This window comes from Sedimentibacter sp. B4 (assembly GCF_000309315.1).
Taxonomy (GTDB): Bacteria; Bacillota; Clostridia; order Tissierellales; family Sedimentibacteraceae; genus Sedimentibacter; species Sedimentibacter saalensis.
Window position 1 is genome coordinate 68954 of the sequence record NZ_CANG01000959.1, and the last position, 18293, is coordinate 87246.

Here is an 18293-nt window from a genome sequence, read left to right on the forward strand (position 1 = left end):
TATATTTTCTAAAACTTCTTAGTGCTTAGCTTCTTCTTCCTTAAACCAATATTCCTTAAACAAAGCAACCATAACTCCAAACATTCCACCTATAACAGCTCCGATAATTGTATTTAAAGCATTGCTTGGGCTTGTTTTTTGAGTTGGTGCTACAGGAGGTGAAGGAAGATACACACTGGTTTCTACAACACCTATTACACTGGATTCAAACTTTTCTGCTTGTCCGTTTTCAAAATATTTATTTAAAGCATCTTTCTCATTGTTTAACTCTTCCAAATACCTGTTATTTAACCTTATTGAATTTTCGATATTATTGATTGTCTGCTTATTTCCAATTATATCATTTTCAATCTTAATATAGTTTGGATTAACCGTATCAACAGGAACAACATAATCACTGTTTGTTGTCAACTGTGTCTGGATTTCCAGGTTAGCATTACCCTTAGCAATTATTTGAGGAGTTGCAGCTAACAATTCTTCATTTTTCTTTAATATTTCCTTAACACTATCCAGTTGATTTTCCTGAGACTTAATATCCATACTAAAATCATTAATAAAATAGCTTATGGCCCTTTCCTTAGTCATAACATCCATAAACTCAACATAATTGTCATATAATGTTTGTGCAAGTTTTAAAGACTCTTCAGGATTATCAGCAGAAACAGTCACTTCAAAACTGTTTTGTACAACATTTGTCTTTGTGTCAGTACTTCCTATTGCTATTCTTTCTTTAAGTTTCTCTATAGATAATTCATCTGTATTATATTTCATATCCCTTATGGTATTGAGCAACACATAATTACTTGTAATCAATTTTATGTACTGATCATTGGTTGTAATAGGAAGTTTATATTCACCATACCTTGTAGTATAGGCTTCAGGCATGCTTATGACTATGTTTAGTTTTGTGTCATAAACAGGTGAAAGTACAAACTTGCTAAACAATCCTGCAAATATTGCAACAACCAAAGTAAGACTTATTATCATCTTTTTCCTTTTCCACAAGGCCATAACAAGTTCTTTTAAGTCTATTTCGTCTTCGTAATATTGTATGTTATTTTGATTTTCGTTCATTATTAACTCTCCGATTATGTATTTAAAACCATCTACTAATTATAACAGTGAGTAATCACAGTTTCAATGTTTAATTTTAGTTTATATCAATATAAATTTACAAGTAAATTCTTCTCCACTTATTCAAACCTCACCAATGATAATTCCAAACTTAAATGCCCGTCTTGGTTATTTTGTTGTTAATGTTCTGTTGCTGGGTACAGTGGTGCGATTAATCTCTACTAAATAAATCTCTTGTGTAGACCTTATCTACCACATCTTTGATTTCATTTGATAGTCTATTAGCTACGATAATATCTGAGATTTTCTTAAATTCATCAAAGTCTTTAATCACTCTTGAATTGTAGAACTCTTCTTCATGAAGTGCTGGTTCATATACAATAACCTCGATACCTTTAGCCTTAATACGCTTCATGACTCCCTGGATTGCAGATTGTCTGAAGTTGTCAGAGTCCACCTTCATGGTAAGTCTATAGATTCCAACAATTTTAGGACTTCTCTTTAAAATCATATCAGAGATATGGTCTTTTCTTGTTCTGTTTGCATCTACTATGGCAGACATAATGTTCTGAGGTACATCTGCATAATTAGCTAAAAGCTGCTTTGTATCTTTAGGTAAACAGTATCCACCGTAACCAAATGAAGGATTATTATAATGGCTCCCTATCCGTGGATCTAGACCAACACCTTCTATAATCTGCTTAGTGTTAAGTCCTCTTACTTCTGCATATGAATCAAGTTCGTTGAAGTACGCTACACGAAGTGCAAGATAAGTATTGGCGAATAATTTTATTGCTTCAGCTTCTGTTGCACCAGTATAAAGAATTGGAATATCTTTCTTGATAGCTCCTTGAGCTAAAAGTTCAGCAAACACTTTTGCTCTTTCAGATTGCTCTCCTACCACAATTCTTGATGGATAGAGGTTATCATAAAGTGCTTTTCCTTCTCGTAAGAACTCTGGCGAGAAGATAATATTCTCAGTGTCTAACATTTCTCTTACCTTTTCTGTATATCCAACTGGTACTGTAGATTTAATAACCATTACAACATCAGGATTTATCGAAAGTACATTCGCAATGACCGCCTCAACCGTTCTAGTATTGAAGTAGTTCTTTTCTGGATCGTAGTTTGTAGGAGTAGAAATGATGACATAGTCAGCTTCTTTATATGCTTCGTAACTATCCGTTGTTGCCCTCAAGTTGAGCTCTTTCATAGCTAGATACTCTTCAATCTCAGGATCTATAATTGGAGATTTTTTATTGTTAATCATATCGACTTTTTCTTTAATGATATCTAAAGCGATAACCTCATTATGTTGTGCTAAAAGTATGGCATTGGACAGGCCAACATAACCTATTCCAGCGATAGTTATTTTCAAAAATAATCACCTTCTTCTTTATTCATATTTAATGTCCTCTTTCAATATTTGAATTAATGGTCATGAGTTTATTTAATACTACTTATTAAATATTATGTGTTGTATATATTTTGGATCAAATATATTTAACTATTAAATGAATTTATTTCTTATCTTAGTAGCAAGCGTTTTAAGTTCATTATAAACAAGAGGTTTACCACTAATACGTTCTAAAAAGAGTGCAATAGTAAAATAGCTTATAACTCCTACTAATACCTGATAAATAATATTAGGTATTTGATTTTGGAATATATCCGAGAGATTTGTGACTATAAACATCATTAATAAACCGCTTATAATATATTTTAAGCTCTCTCTAAAATAACGTGACATCATAAAATCTTTTCCTATTATTATAGATTGATAAATACAAATTAGTCCTTCCGAAAACAAAGAAGCAATTGCAGCCCCGACACCTTGATAGAGAGGTATTAGAATCAGATTTAGAAATACATTTAATATTGCGGCAAATACAACAGACTTAGTATAAAGTCTGTCCAATCCTCTTGGTAATATATATTGAGTTCTAAAAACATTCCCCCATGCTATAAAAATTAAAATCGGTGAAAGAATCTTAATAATACTTGAAGAAGCAAGAAACTCTCTTCCTAAAACTAAGGGTACTATTTTATCAGATATTGCAATAAGCCCAGAAGTACACGCTATTGCAATAAACATAGTTAAAAGAACCGATTTCTCAATGTACTTTGAAGCAGACTTATAATCCCCTGTCTCGTAAAGATGTGTCATTCTTGGAAGCATAACAACTCCTGCAGACGTAATAACAGAAATTGGTACTCTTGTAATCCTATTAGCATTCTCATAGAATCCAACTTCTGCCAAACTTGACAAGCTGCCCAACATTGTTTTGTCAATTACTGTGAAAAGTTGAATTGCTAAAACAGGTATAAATAGACTAGTGATTGGTAAAAACCTTATTATTATAGATTTATAGTCTACTTTTACAAAACTAATATATTTCTTCAGATTTAGCCATAGAAAACCTTGACTGATAAATGTAGAAGCTGACATTATTAGAACATACCAACCTAAATCATCATGTGTTTTAACTATTGAAAAAATAAGAATAATTGATATCAATTTAACGCCTAAATTTCTTAAAACAGTAATTTTAAATTTCTCTAATCCAAAATATAGCCAACTTATATCCAAAAAAACCGATAACATCATAGCAAACTGCAAGATAAAAATACTTCTTAGTTCAAAATGAGTTAAAAAAACAAAGATCAAATAAATAATACTCATAATAGTAGACATAACGAATTGTATACAATATATTTCTATAAAGACTCTACTTCTCTCTATTTTGTTATTATTTACTTTTGCTATTTCTCTTTTTCCATAAAGTTGTATTCCTAATAATGAAAAAACCATAAAATAATTGACTATCGAGTTACTATAAGCGTATATCCCAACCCCTTCTGGCCCTAACACTCTTGAAACATACGGAAGTGTTATCAATGGTAATACTAATGCAATTATTTGGTAAGCCGCCATAAGAAATATATTTTTTCTCATTTATTATCATTCCTGTCAAAATATTTAATTATTATAAAAAAGCATTACGAGTCTATTCCATATCTTTAATACAATTGGCGGGAAATTTTTTGCTATAAAAAATTGATTTTCATAGTGTCGTCTAGATACTCCATCAATTAATTGTTTGTTTTTCGTCTCAATTTTACCTAGATAATCTAAATAGAGGCTTTTATATGGATGTATAGATCCCTTTTCCCATGGTCTACCTACTATCCATTTTGTTAAATGAATAATTGCAGGATTATTTTTAGCTTCCTGGTATTGCTTTTCATTATAGTATTGTTTAATTTTGTAAAATTTTAAAAATTTATTATAATCTAACATAATCACTGGCGTCATTACATTGTATTTAAGTTCTAACTCCTTTATTGAACCATTCAGTGTCTCATTAATTACAGTTTGATCATGAAATTTAAGTTTTCCTTCATTTCCATTTATGCAAGAAATAAATTTCTCAAACACCTTATCTTTTCTACATTTATCCAAATCAAATACTATCACACCTGAATTAATATAAAAATTTGTTTCTTTATCAGAACTCTTTTCATTTATATCAAAAATCGATCTTACAGCACCAATATAATTATCCCCTAAATCTAATGTAAATAGATCATACAAACTTCTATTCACTAATACATCAACATCTAGATATAGTGCTTTTTTCACTTCATTTGGTATTAGTTTGGGTATGAATAATCTTGCATATGCTGCAATGCTTAAATGATCAGTGTTTACATTTATACCTATTAAATCCTGTATATTATTCATTTCATAGATTCTAAGTTCACCATTTTTGAACTTCTTACAAATCGTATCCAATAGAAGCAGATTTGATTCGCTTATTTGATTAGATAATACATGAATCGTTACCTTCTCTATTTCAGTATGAAGCTTAAAAACTGAATAGATTGCCACAGCTAAATGCTGAGAATAATTATTATCACTCGCTAATACAAAGTCCATTTTCATCCCCCAATTTACTTATTAAATATACTTCCCATTAAATACTCTTGAGCTTCTCGCTTACATATATCTATTTTATGATTTACCATGTCATAATCTACTATTTGATTTACTTCTGAAAATCTATCAAGTTCTATTTTTCCTTCTAAGCTAATAAGTCTTAACAAGTTCTCAATCCTAGTACCCCTGTTGTTTCTAAGTCGAACATAAGAAAATTGTTTATTAAAAATAATAGAGAATGCAATTGCATGAAACGAGTTAGTAATAACATAACTAGAATTTCTAATAAGACCCAAAAACTCTTCTGGGCCGGTATCTCGAATATGAATGTCACTATTATATTGATTCCGATAGCTTCCAATAGAGACTATATTCATTCTTTTATCTTTAGCAATTTTTTTTGCTAATGTATTTACTTCCTCGTTATTCTCTAATGTGTATATTAGTATATAATTCTCAAATTTTGGAGCAGCTAAAATGCCATTATACTCATTTATATCTAGTAAAAATACAGGATCTAAAGTTACATGTACATTATGATAACCTAATTCATTTAGTATCTTTTTCCCTGATTCTTCTCTAACACTCAAATGATCAAATGACTCTAAAAAATCAGATATACATTTGAATTCTTCAGAAATTGAGTCTTTACCGAAACTTGCAGCATATGAGATTTTTTTGCTTTTTTTTACAAATCGAAGAAAAAAATTTGCGTCAATACCTCTAGTTATATCTTGATTCCATATTTGGTCGCTACCTACAATATAGGCGTCTGCGTCTATTTCAACTAACTCACCATTGATGTCATACTCTGCTTGTTCTAGATCAAGATATTTATTAGTGAAACTCTCAAATTTTTGTTTTCTTGATAATCTACTTCTAAAAGCAATAATATTGATGATTAGTTGTTTGGTAAAATTAGAGTTTTTATCAAAATTAATTATGGGTTTTATCAAATACTCTGGTCGATAGTCTAGAATTTTTGCTTCACAACTATTCAACTTCAAGAACTTTTGAAGTGCATACGCTTGTAAAATTGCACCATGGTTATGTGCACTATGAGTTGTTAATGTAATAACTTTCATATGTAACCCCTTTCAATCGTAAAGTTTAATATTATATTCTTCCAATATCGCATTCAGTTGAACGTCATTATGATTTTGGACAACATTAGTTTTACTCAATGCACTATAATGTGTTTTAGAGATTGAAAAAAATTCGTAGTCATATTTGTGTGATTTTACAATTTCTGTTCCCTTCATTAAGGACATTACTTTTAGCCATAAATCATCAGCATTTAAAGATAATCTAATAATATTATCCTTATTAAATACTTCAGGATGCAATGATTTAGGTGGATATAATACCCCTCCAACACCAGTTGGACATATAAATTTTGATGGAATCTCTTCAACAGAGGGATTTTTGATCCACTTACTATATAATTGAATATTATTTTGGTTGTCAATCGTTATTAAATGACCTCTTGTGCAGCATATACATTTGGGAAATTTTAAATGTAGTAAAATTAGATCTTTTATTAAATCCGGAGGATATAATACATCATCATCCACTGTAATTACTATATCATCCGGAAATTCCTTCATTGAATAGTAGTATTTTTTATGTGGTTTTAAATTTTCACAAAATCTTATTTCTAAACCTCTATCAATAAGATTCATTAAGCTCGCTGGTAATGAGTTTAGTCCATCTGCAAATTCAGATTTTGCCAACCATAAAATCATTTTATCAGGTTTAATGGATTGTCTTAATAAACTTTCAAGAGTAATCCAAACTGTATCAATCCTCTTAGGAAATGTTGTTAATGACACAATTATTTTTTTGTCTATATTAAGTTCTTTCTCCCTATTATAGTAGCTGGTATCTAATTGATTGTTACTTAAAAATTTGACATACTCCATATTTGCTATCATAGAAAAAATTCTATGAACCACTCCTTTAACTTTTGGTAGTCGTGAAATTCTTATATCATCAATAAAATTATTAACTTTTATCATCTTACTATACTTCTTCTCTAACATTTAATCACCTATCAAAGAGATCTATATTATTTTTCAAATTCGCTTTATCGTTCATCATATATTCTGCATAAATTTTTGATTGATCTATCATTTTTTTATGTTCTTCAGTGCTTATGTTTGCTGCTTTATATAAAATTCTTGAATATGTCTCAATATCAAATCCACTAATGTCATATCCTATATTTTTATGAACTAAATCTTTCCATGGTGTTTGATCACTTATTATCACTGGAGTTCCTGCACTAAGACTTTCTTTAATAACATGACCATAGTTTTCTCCAAGGGTAGGAAAGAAAAAGAAATCGTAATTCGACAACACCTTCAAAACATTTTCATTATTTATGATCCCTTTATATCGGATTGTGATGTTAGAAGGCATTCTATTAATAATCGCTTTACAACCACTCCAATAATCTTCATTTTCTATAGGCCCAAAAATATCAAATTCGATTGGAGTTTTCATTTGAACGAGGGTTTCCAGCGCGAATTTTAAATTCTTTTTTGGCGATATTCTAGACAAAAATACAAGTTTCAAAATATTGTTTTCTTTTAACTTATGTTCAAGAGTATTTTTATTTATCTTTGATAAGTTCAGTGCCACTTTTATTGTAGCATTTGGGAACTGTGACCTTATATCCTCTGATTCATGTTCAGATGAAGCTTGCCACTTTATACTGTTATACAAACCTATAACTTTAGCTAAATTAATATACATACTCTTCTTTATTCTTTTTAAATATAAAGCACCTTTTGAAAACTCACCTCTTGGTGCTAATACAAAATCCGTTTTGATTAGTCCAAGTTTTCTTAAAATCATGATCTTTATAGAATACTCATAATTAAAAAATCCGTTAATATAAACAAAATCCGGATTAATATTGTTGATATTTTTTACTAGTTTTGATAAAGAGTTATGGCCACTGCTATAATATATATTGTAACCATCAAAGGTAATCCATTTATCTAAATCTATTCCTTCATATGGTTCTTTGTCTCCGAGATCTTTATCTGATGTAAAAATATAAATATCAAAATAATTTTTTAGGTGATATGCTAAACCTTCTATACTTCTAATTGGGCCACCACCTTTTACCCCGGGAAGATAAACGGGTATGAAAATAAACAATTTCTTCATTTTTATACTTCCCCTCTTTTATTTAACGAATAGTTGATTTTCTTTGTTGAAATTAATTCTCTTGTAATAGAGTTTAAATAAAACATCGAAAACCAAAAAATAAAGTCTGTAATATTTAGTATTCTACTATGAGATTGTATAACAACTGGGAGCATAGATAAAAATATAAGCGATAAAAATGTATCCCAATATTTATGGTTTTTATTATTATTAATATTTATTAATGCCGTAATGCTAGCTCTAATTATAAAGGTTGTCATGACGATTCCAAATATTAAGCCATATTCAGCAAACCATTTAAGATAACCAACTTCCGAAAATGCATTACCGTAATAATCATGGTACCTCTCCAATAAAAAGACTCCATTACCCCATATCATGTTATCTTTAAATTTCTCAAAGTAATATGACCAAAGAGGGAATCTACCATTTAGGATGGCGTCAATATTTTCCACACCACCTAACTCATTCCCAAAAGTAAAAAATTCTAAAACGTCTCTCCAAAAAATTATCATACTAATTATGATAAGCGAAATGAATGCAATTCTTGAAAACCTCTTTTTTCTAATTACTAAATAATATAAAAATGGCAGTAAAGAAACTACCAAAGGAATTCTTGAAGCTGTCGATAAAATTATTATAGACATAACAACTGATATGATTAAATATTTTTTATTATTATATTTTTCATAAATTATGAGTGCTAAAGAAGGAAATATAGTCTGGAGTGCCATATATTTCCACAACGTGATTTCTCCTCTGCTAGTTCTTGAAAATTCAAAGGGCAAGTATCCATATCTATTAGGAAATACCAACGCTATCGCTATTCCAAAGATCAACAAAATAGTAATATTTCGTCCAATTTTAATCCAATTGATATTGTCATTATCAATATATCTCTCATGTACACTTAATATATATGTTAGCAGTATCATCATAAAATCATATGCATAAGTTATAGGTCTTTGAAATATCACATTGGAAGCCAACCCTGATAACAATAAAGTTGATAATAATACAATTATCTTTGCATTAATATAGATTCTTCTTGAATAAATCAACCAGACTAAAGCTACTGAAGAAAATATTAGATAAGCAGGACTTACAAAAAAGTTAAAACTTACTATACTATAACCCGCTCCAGCTCTCCCTGAATGAAATGCTGAGTATGGATTAGGAGTCAAGAAAAAATTTATCAGAGCTAATAATGAATTTAATTGAAAAACCTTTCTAAACAAATTACAACTTTCAGTACTTTTCTTAATCATAGGTATCTCCATAGTTAATGTTCTATTCACCCCAAACAACTCTATTCACATAATCTGTATATGATAATATTATCCTCAACACTTTATCTGACACATTTGGCATGCTATAATCTGCTACTAATCTCATCGTATCTTTCTCTTGAGTCTCTAATATTTCTAACCCCTGAAGTATTCTTTCTTTTTTTAACCCTACCATCATCACTGCTGCCTCTTCCATGGCTTCAGGTCTTTCATGAGCTTGCCTTATATTTATCGCTTTAAATCCTAGAATCGATGACTCTTCACTGATTGTTCCGCTATCACTTAAAACAGCCTTTGAATACTTCTGAAGTTTCACATAGTCGTTAAAACCAAGTGGCTTCATTGTCTTAACCAAAGGAGTAAAGGTAATACCCTTTGCTTCAATCATTTTTCTAGTTCTTGGGTGTGTGCTTACAATCACTGGAATTTGATATTTTTCAGCTATCGAGTTTAAGCTATCTACTAAATCCATAAAGTTCTGTTCAGAACTAATATTTTCTTCCCTATGAGCGGATACAACAAAATACTTCTCAACTTCAAGTCCTAACCTTTCAATTACATCTGATTTATCAATATCTTCTTTTCTTGAATTAAGAACTTCGAACATTGGGCTGCCTGTTTTAATTACTCTATCTGCTGGAAGTCCTTCTCTTAAAAGATACTCTCTAGCAATATCACTATAGGTTAGATTAATATCTGCTGTATGATCTACAATCTTTCTATTTGTTTCTTCAGGAACTCTCTGGTCAAAACATCTATTTCCAGCTTCCATATGGAAAATTGGAATATGTCTTCTCTTTGCTGCAATCGCACATAAACAGCTATTTGTATCTCCAAGTACTAGAAATGCATCAGGCTTTACTTCTTCAAGGATTGGATCAATCTTAACTAGAATGTTACCAATTGTCTCAACAGCAGTTCCCATTGCAGCATTCAAAAAATAATCTGGTTTCTTTAAGTTAAAATCATTGAAGAAAACTTCATTTAACTCATAGTCATAGTTCTGTCCTGTATGAACAAGAATATGGTCAATTGCTTCAGACTCATCTAATTTATTAATAACAGCTGACAGTCTGATTATTTCTGGTCTAGTGCCAACGACTGTCATGACTTTTAATTTCTTCATCAGTTATACCTCCAAATAATAAGTATCAGGTTTTTTAAGGTCAAATGGCTCATTCGCCCACATTATTGTTACCATATCTGTTTCGCCCAGATTTTCTATGTTATGTGTATAGCCAGTAGGTATATCTACAACTTCCATCTTTTCACCACTTACGAAATACTCTAACACTTCATCTGAATCTATTTTTCTAAACCGAATGACACCTTGGCCTCTGACTACTAAGAACTTCTCATTTTTTGTGTGATGCCAGTGATTTCCTTTCGTAATTCCGGGTTTTGATATATTTATAGAAACCTGACCACGATCAGGCGTTTTTATGAACTCAGTAAAAGACCCTCTCTGATCTACATTCATTTTAAGTTCATAGCTAAATTTATCTTCAGGTAAATAGCTCAAATATGTGCTATATAGTTTTTTAGTAAAAGCATCTGACATATTAGGTACTAACCTATCTTCTCTGCTTTTCTTGAAAGAACAAATCAAGTCTGCTATCTCACCAAGTGTTATAGTATATACCACAGGAACTTCACAGAATAAATCTACTATATTTTCTTTTCTTTCTAACGCATTAATCAATTCATCTACAACATCATCTATATAAACAAGGTTCATCACTACGCTTGGATCATTCACTTGAATAGGAAGGTCATGAGCAATGTTATGACAAAATGTAGCAACTGCACTGTTATAATTCGGTCTGCACCATTTACCAAAGATGTTAGGGAATCTATAAATCAGAACTTTAGCTCCGGTTTCTTCACCATAATCAAACAGAATATCTTCCCCTGCTTTCTTACTTTCACCATAAGGATTATTTAACTCTGCTTGAATAGACGATGAAATCATCACCGGGCAGGTATTATTATGCTTCTTAAGAGAATTTAATAGATCCGAGGTGAAACCAAAGTTACCCTTCATAAACTCAGATTGTTCTTTTGGACGATTTACCCCTGCAAGATGAAATACAAAGTCAGCTACTTTGCAGTAATCATCAAGTAAAGTAGGGTTTGTATATCTGTCGTACTCAAAAATATCATCATACTTTCTATTTCTCAATTCCGCTATTAAATTCTTTCCTATAAAACCTTTTGCCCCAGTGACTAAAATCTTCATTATCTATCCCAACTTTCCAATTGTTCTCTTACATAATCAAGCTGTAGTAGCTTCACTTTAATCTGCTCAACATTAAGCCTGTCGGTATTATGTGAGTTATACTCATCTTCGGATGAGAGCTTTTGGTCTCCTTCAACAAAGTACTTATCATAGTTTAGATCTCTCTTGTCTGATGGCACTCTATAAAAACCACCCATATCTTTAGCTACAACATGCTCTTCTTTTGTGAGAAGCGTTTCATACAACTTCTCTCCGTGACGAGTCCCGATTACTCTAATTTCATTGTTTGCATTAAATAGCTCTTTTACTGCCTGTGCTAAGTCTCCGACAGTTGATGCTGGTGACTTCTGAACCATGATGTCCCCAGCTTCAGCGTTCTGGAATGCAAATACAACAAGTTCTACAGCTTCTTCAAGACTCATTAGAAATCTTGTCATATTTGGGTCTGTTACAGTGAGAGGTTGTCCGCTCTTAATCTGATCAATAAACAACGGAATTACTGAACCTCTAGAAGCCATCACATTGCCATATCTTGTACCACAGATAAGTGTTCTTTCAGGATTAACAGTCTTTGCTTTTGCTACAAAAACTTTTTCCATCATAGCTTTGGAGATTCCCATAGCATTAATCGGATATGCAGCTTTATCAGTAGATAGGCAGATAACTTTCTTCACTCCCATTTCAATTGAACCAGTAAGAACGTTATCTGTGCCAATCACATTGGTCTTAACTGCTTCAAGTGGGAAAAATTCGCAAGAAGGTACCTGCTTAAGAGCAGCCGCGTGAAAGATATAATCTACTCCATGCATTGCGTTCTTAACACTAGAAATATCCCTAACATCTCCTATGTAAAACTTCAATTTATCGTTCTTATAAAGCTTTCTCATATCATCTTGTTTCTTCTCATCACGAGAAAAAATACGGATTTCTTTGATATCTGTATCAAGGAATCTTTTCATAACCGCATTTCCAAAAGATCCTGTTCCACCTGTAATTAATAAGGTCTTGTCTTTAAACATTTAACTACCTCTTTTCTTCTTTGTTGAAGTGACTCAGTATTGTGTTATAAGCTTTTTCAGTTCGATAATTTTGTTCTAAATATTGTTTTCCATTCATCCCTATTTTTTTAAGGGAATCTTTTTCTCTTATTATCATTTCACTTATCTCTTTATAAATTTTGGTTCCTTTACTCTCACACCACCAACCAAATTTACCGCCTGTTATCACTTCACCAACATCAGTATTTGTATCTGTTGCAGCTAGCACTGGAATCTCATGATTCATGTAATCTAACAATCTTGATGGAAAATTTGGTATTGTAAATCTATAATCAAGAAATATTAACCCTACATCGCAAGCATCTAATAAATCATCATATTCAACTTTATTTAAACTGTTTAATACTGTAATATAATCATCTGATGTTTGCTTTTTATACTCTTTTATTTTATAGAAATCCGTACCTGAACCTACCATCACAAAATGAATCAAATTATTTAATTCATTTGCTTTTAGTACTTCGATAATATAATCTACATTCTGTGGTTTTCCGAAATTTCCACCATAAACAAAGATAATTTTATCTTTAGGCAAATTAAAACGTGCTCTTGTTAGATTTTTATCTACATGTTTCTTTACTAACGGATTGATTGTATTGGGACAAATTTCAACATTATCCTTATCTATATAAGGATTGTGCTTAAGAACGAATTCTATATTTGCTTCTGACATACAGCCTATATAATCACTCATTAAATATAGCTGTTTTTCTTTTTTTCTAAAGTATTTATATATCAAAGATTTCCATCCAGTATTATTTAAGATCCCAATATCGATGGCATTTTGTGGAAAAATATCCTTTAACATTAAATATGATGTTGCATTATCACGCTTCTTAATAAAAGATACAGTATTAGCTATCGTTATTGGTGGAGTTGAATAAAGTACTAATTCAAACTTGATATCTCCAAAGTATTTATTAATTGCGTTTTTAAATTGCCAACCAATTAATATTGTCGAAATACCCTTCTCAAATAGGTTTGTCTTGGTGATGTTACCTGTCTTAACTCTCAAAACATTAATTCCATGTTCAATATTTATTTCTGTATCTAATCCTAAACGCTTTTCTCTTTGACAGACCACATGCACCGAATGACCTTCATCTCTAAATCGCCTCAGTAAATCAGTATAAACTGTGTTCTCACTTAAATCATTGAGCCCCCCTATAGAAAGAAATACAATATTCATAATTAAACCACCTTTTATCTTATTAAGCTTCTACCATAATTACCTATACTCGATATTGCGGAAAATAATTGGTATCTTTATCAAAATTCTGATTGCTATTTCGAATCTTGATTAACTCTCTATACTTCTCTTTATCAAAAATCCTCTTACCTATATAAAATTTGTGAATTCCATTTGGCGAAAAACTTTTTTTGTATCTAAATATTCCATCATCTTCACCATATCCACCGCCAAGAATAAATTTTTTTAAGCCCTTATTTTTTGCCCATTTAATAATTTCAAACTTTAAGAAATCATTAGGTCTTAAATAGAAATAATCACTTTTTGTTCCTCCTAGAAACGAATAGCAATTCTCGCTACCAAATAAGACTAATTCAGTGGAAATGATTTTTTCCTCATGAATAACATGTACATATACAAAATTGTTTATCATTTCATTGATTGTCTTAAAGAATGACTCTGGAAAGAAAAAATTTGATTTTGCATCGTTTCTATCCATTGTTCCGTAATAGATATCCAAAAATTCTTCAATTCTTTCACCAGATTCATCAATCTCTATTTTCAAGCCAGCTTTATTTGCCTTTTTTAGATTTTTACGAACTTTATGCTCAAAATCCATAAGCATATCATCAATATCTAAATCAAGCGATCGAACAACATTATTCGTATAACTTTCAACAGTTCCATTAAAGATGGATCTATATTCGCCAAACAAATGAAATCTTACAAACTCAGAAACAAAACCATTATTTTTGCAATATTGCTCATATTCCTCATCTAATGTTTTGAAATCTTCACCTTCTATCCAAAAGCCACCATAACCATATGGTGTAGATAAATCAAACCATTTTTCTGGTTGTATTTTATCCTTAAAATGCTCACTTTCCTCGATATCTCTTTTCATGACAACATTCATGGCTTTTGTTGTATCATTTTCATAGTAGATTAAAAACGGATTACCTTCTCCATTTTCCGCAAATGCCCTTGAATATTGGCTCAAATAGTTCACATCATAATTTTCAAAACTTTTTACAATAGCATCCCATTTATCTGGTTCCTCAATTGTGATTGTAGAAATCATATAATATCAATTTCTCCTTTCATATTGCACGATTACACTGTTTCTAAACAATACTTTGCAAGTTGTTCTACCATGTTCTCGTAGTCATTTGAATTGACATCCTGATGAACTGGAAGATTTAAAATCTGTTTAGATAATCTCAAAGCATCACTATGCTCTGAATTTCTAAGTGGTTCGATTAATGTATGGTACAAACTTACAACGCCATATCCAGATTGATTCATTAATTCATATATTTTATCTCTATTGCCAACTTGTATTTTTATCGGATATGTCTGCGGAATTATTCCGTCATCTAACTTATCTTTTAAGGGTTCAAAAAAAGAACTATATTTATCCAATCTAACTAGTTTATCAATTTTATCGTAGTTACTTTTTCTTATAAATGCAATCTTCGAAATATCATACAACCATGGATTATCAACTATTTTATTAACATTTTTTCCTTCAAACGTATATTTCTTCAAACTATCATTAATCACTTTCATGCTTCCTCCTTTATTAAATGGAAACATCTTATGTAAAGAGAAGAACGTGGCATCTGCACACGAATAATTCGAATACAAACTAGTGAAAAAACTATGAGCATTATCTTCAATAATCCATCCATTTTTCTCTTTAATTCTTGAATATATTTCTTCAATATTAGGATCAACAAAGCCAAAATAGTTCACAACCAATAATGCAAATTTATCATTATTTAGGCTATCTAATTTCTCATAAAGACTATTAAGATCAATATTCAAGTTATTGTCCATTCGATAATATACAACAGATACATTTTCAATTTTATTAATTGGATCAAATATTCCACTACCTTCTTTAGGAGACCATCCTACATAACCAGGTACAAAGACTGTTTTTATCAAACCATCATTTGTCATATTTAAAAGTAAATCATACATTCCTTCACGCGCACTATCATAATAATAATCACAAAGTCTATAATTCTCTTTTTTGCTTGCTGTTTTATTAATTATCATCTTTGTCACCCAAATTCTTTTCAAATTGCACTCTAGTTACACTAAATCCATGCTTGTTATAAAATTCAATAGTTCTTTCATTCTTGCTAGTAGTCATAAGTTCAATGACTTTAATATCTTTCTTTAATGCATATTGTTCTATAAAATCGATCATTCTGGTACCAATTCCATAGCCTCTAAACGCAGCATCTACAACAATATGACTAATATGAAGTCTTTCTTCTCCCAAAATTAATCTTCTATAGGCCCATAAAAAGCCTATAGTTTTTCCTCCTGAGTAAGCTCCAACAACAAGTGCAGAACCATTATTTATAAACTTTTTCATATCCTTAAAGTTAGAAATTGCATAATTCGAAAGGTCATGATGATTAGGAAAATTGATTAAGTAATTCTCGTTTAACAGCTCAATAATCTCTTTAGAATTTTCATTTAGACCAATTTCGCTTACAGACTTAATAATAATATCTTCCTTACTTCTCCCCATTTGGCACGACCCCACTTCTTTCAACATTTAAATCTAAGAGAACATGTTCATCTCCAACAAGAATATCCTTCTTCTGAAAAACGACTAAAACAGTTCTAACAATAATATTTACATCATTTAGAAATGTCAATTTCTTTATGTATTCAACATCAGTAGCAAATCTTTCGTCCCATGTTAGAGTATTTCTACCATTAACTTGAGCTAATCCAGTTATTCCAGGTCTAACACTACTTCTTAGCCTCTCATGATCAAAATAATATGGCAAGTATCTTATCAATAAAGGCCTCGGCCCAACAATACTCATATCACCCTTTAAGATGTTGAATAGCTCAGGAAGTTCATCTAGACTTGTAGACCTTAACGTCCTACCAAACTTAGTAAGCCTAACTGAGTCTGGTAGCAGCTCACCATTCTCGTCTTTTTCGTCTGTCATTGTTCTAAACTTATACATGGTGAATATCTTCTCATTAAGCCCTGGTCTTTTCTGCTTAAACAGCACCGGACTACCCAGCTTAAACCTAACAAGAATAGCTACAATTATTAGTACCGGACTTAAAACGATAATTGCCATCAAAGACAAAATGAAGTCCATTGGTCTTTTGAAAAATCTTATGTATATGCCTTTATGAGATTTTGCTTCAGTCACATTCATTTCAACCACTCTATTTCCATAATGATTTTATTATCTCACAAATTAACTCAAGATCCTCATCAGTCATCTTCGTATCAGATGGCAAGCATACACCATTCTCAAACAGCTTCTCACTAACATCGTCACCTACATAATCATATTCAGTGAAGAATGGTTGCATGTGCATTGGCTTCCACACGGGTCTTGACTCAATGTTTTCTTTCTCTAATACTTCCATAACATCTAACGGTCTAACTGAACCCTTTAATGTCATCACACTCAGCCAGTAGTTCGGCTCATTCCAGTCGTTGATAGGCATGAAGTTCACACTTTCTAGCTGGCCTAACTCCTTCTTATAAAACTCAAAGATGTATTTCTTCTTAGCAACTCTCTGGTCTAGTACTTTTAATTGTCCTCTACCAATTCCAGCAACAACATTGCTCATACGGTAATTAAACCCTAATTCGCTATGTTGGTAGTGCCTTGCTGCATCTCTCGACTGAGTTGACCAGAAGCGGACCTTCTTGATCTTCTCTTCATCATTAGAAACAAGCATGCCGCCACCAGAAGTCGTGATAATCTTGTTTCCATTAAATGAAAAGGCTCCAAACTCACCGAAAGTACCAGTGTGTTTTCCTTTATAATAAGCACCTAAAGACTCTGCAGCATCTTCAATGACTGTCACATTGTACCTACTACAAATCTCCATGATCTTATCCATATCTGCTGACAATCCATATAAATGCACAACTAAAACAGCCTTCACCTTATCACCGTACTTTTCGAATGCTGCCTCTAATGCTTTTGGATTCATATTCCATGTTTCATAATCACTGTCAAATAAAAACCGGAGTAGCGTTCTGATAGATAATCGGATTGGCTGTAGCGGAAAAAGTAAGGGTAGGACAGAACACGATATCCCCTTCGCCAACACCAGCAGCTTTAAGAGCTAGATGAATGGCTCCTGTGCCAGAGGTTAAAGCCGCAGCATGTTTTGCTCCGACTTTTGAAGCCAATTCTTTTTCGAATTCATTCACGTTTGGTCCAAGAGGAGCAACCCAGTTTGAATCAAAAGCTTCTTGAATATATTTCATTTCGTATCCTTCATCGCTCATGTGCGGTGAAGCAAGCCAAATCTTGTCCTTGAT

General features: G+C 31.5%; 16 protein-coding genes and 1 pseudogene. All 17 read right to left on the reverse strand.

Annotated features, from left to right (window positions below):
• Positions 1-18: 18 nt before the first annotated feature.
• Positions 19-1074 (reverse strand): Wzz/FepE/Etk N-terminal domain-containing protein, encoded by a 1056-nt coding sequence (locus BN358_RS20080; protein WP_019230332.1) that lies wholly within the window; start codon positions 1072-1074, stop codon positions 19-21.
• A 211-nt stretch (positions 1075-1285) separates the two neighbouring features.
• Entirely contained in the window at positions 1286-2452 is a 1167-nt protein-coding gene (locus BN358_RS20085) for a nucleotide sugar dehydrogenase (protein ID WP_019230333.1), read from the reverse strand.
• A gap of 132 nt (positions 2453-2584) precedes the next feature.
• Complete coding sequence (locus BN358_RS20090) at positions 2585-4030, reverse strand: flippase (protein WP_019230334.1); 1446 nt, start codon at positions 4028-4030, stop codon at positions 2585-2587.
• Between the two features lie 24 nt (positions 4031-4054).
• Entirely contained in the window at positions 4055-5014 is a 960-nt protein-coding gene (locus tag BN358_RS20095; protein ID WP_019230335.1) for a glycosyltransferase family 8 protein, read from the reverse strand.
• A gap of 14 nt (positions 5015-5028) precedes the next feature.
• Positions 5029-6099, reverse strand: coding sequence for a polysaccharide pyruvyl transferase family protein (locus BN358_RS22625; protein ID WP_019230336.1), 1071 nt, complete (start codon positions 6097-6099; stop codon positions 5029-5031).
• 12 nt (positions 6100-6111) lie between these two features.
• Entirely contained in the window at positions 6112-7056 is a 945-nt protein-coding gene (locus BN358_RS20105; protein WP_019230337.1) for a hypothetical protein, read from the reverse strand.
• A gap of 4 nt (positions 7057-7060) precedes the next feature.
• A complete protein-coding gene (locus BN358_RS20110) occupies positions 7061-8191 on the reverse strand; it encodes a glycosyltransferase (protein ID WP_019230338.1) in 1131 nt (376 codons plus the stop codon).
• Positions 8192-8193: 2 nt separating this feature from the next.
• Positions 8194-9459, reverse strand: coding sequence for an O-antigen ligase family protein (locus BN358_RS20115; protein WP_019230339.1), 1266 nt, complete (start codon positions 9457-9459; stop codon positions 8194-8196).
• 22 nt (positions 9460-9481) lie between these two features.
• Positions 9482-10606 (reverse strand): non-hydrolyzing UDP-N-acetylglucosamine 2-epimerase, encoded by a 1125-nt coding sequence (gene wecB, locus BN358_RS20120; protein ID WP_019230340.1) that lies wholly within the window; start codon positions 10604-10606, stop codon positions 9482-9484.
• 3 nt (positions 10607-10609) lie between these two features.
• On the reverse strand, positions 10610-11719 hold the full coding sequence (locus BN358_RS20125) for a capsular polysaccharide biosynthesis protein CapF (protein WP_019230341.1): 1110 nt from the start codon (positions 11717-11719) through the stop codon (positions 10610-10612).
• Positions 11719-12738 carry a polysaccharide biosynthesis protein gene (locus tag BN358_RS20130; RefSeq protein ID WP_019230342.1) on the reverse strand — a complete coding sequence of 340 codons (1020 nt, stop codon included), beginning with the start codon at positions 12736-12738 and terminating at the stop codon, positions 11719-11721. The genes BN358_RS20125 and BN358_RS20130 overlap by 1 nt, the downstream gene beginning before the upstream one ends.
• Positions 12739-12742: 4 nt before the next feature.
• Positions 12743-13966 carry a glycosyltransferase family 4 protein gene (locus BN358_RS20135; RefSeq protein WP_019230343.1) on the reverse strand — a complete coding sequence of 408 codons (1224 nt, stop codon included), beginning with the start codon at positions 13964-13966 and terminating at the stop codon, positions 12743-12745.
• Positions 13967-14009: 43 nt separating this feature from the next.
• On the reverse strand, positions 14010-15047 hold the full coding sequence (locus BN358_RS20140) for a GNAT family N-acetyltransferase (RefSeq protein ID WP_019230344.1): 1038 nt from the start codon (positions 15045-15047) through the stop codon (positions 14010-14012).
• 32 nt (positions 15048-15079) lie between these two features.
• On the reverse strand, positions 15080-16030 hold the full coding sequence (locus tag BN358_RS20145) for a DegT/DnrJ/EryC1/StrS aminotransferase family protein (protein WP_019230345.1): 951 nt from the start codon (positions 16028-16030) through the stop codon (positions 15080-15082).
• The gene (locus BN358_RS20150) at positions 16020-16514 is read right to left on the reverse strand and encodes a GNAT family N-acetyltransferase (protein ID WP_019230346.1); all 495 of its coding nucleotides are present in this window, start codon (positions 16512-16514) and stop codon (positions 16020-16022) included. The genes BN358_RS20145 and BN358_RS20150 overlap by 11 nt, the downstream gene beginning before the upstream one ends.
• Positions 16501-17166, reverse strand: a complete 666-nt coding sequence (locus BN358_RS20155) for a sugar transferase (RefSeq protein ID WP_019230347.1) — start codon at positions 17164-17166, stop codon at positions 16501-16503. Before BN358_RS20155 ends, BN358_RS20150 begins: the two co-directional genes overlap by 14 nt.
• Before the next feature lie 10 nt (positions 17167-17176).
• Positions 17177-18293, reverse strand: a pseudogene (locus tag BN358_RS20160) (DegT/DnrJ/EryC1/StrS family aminotransferase).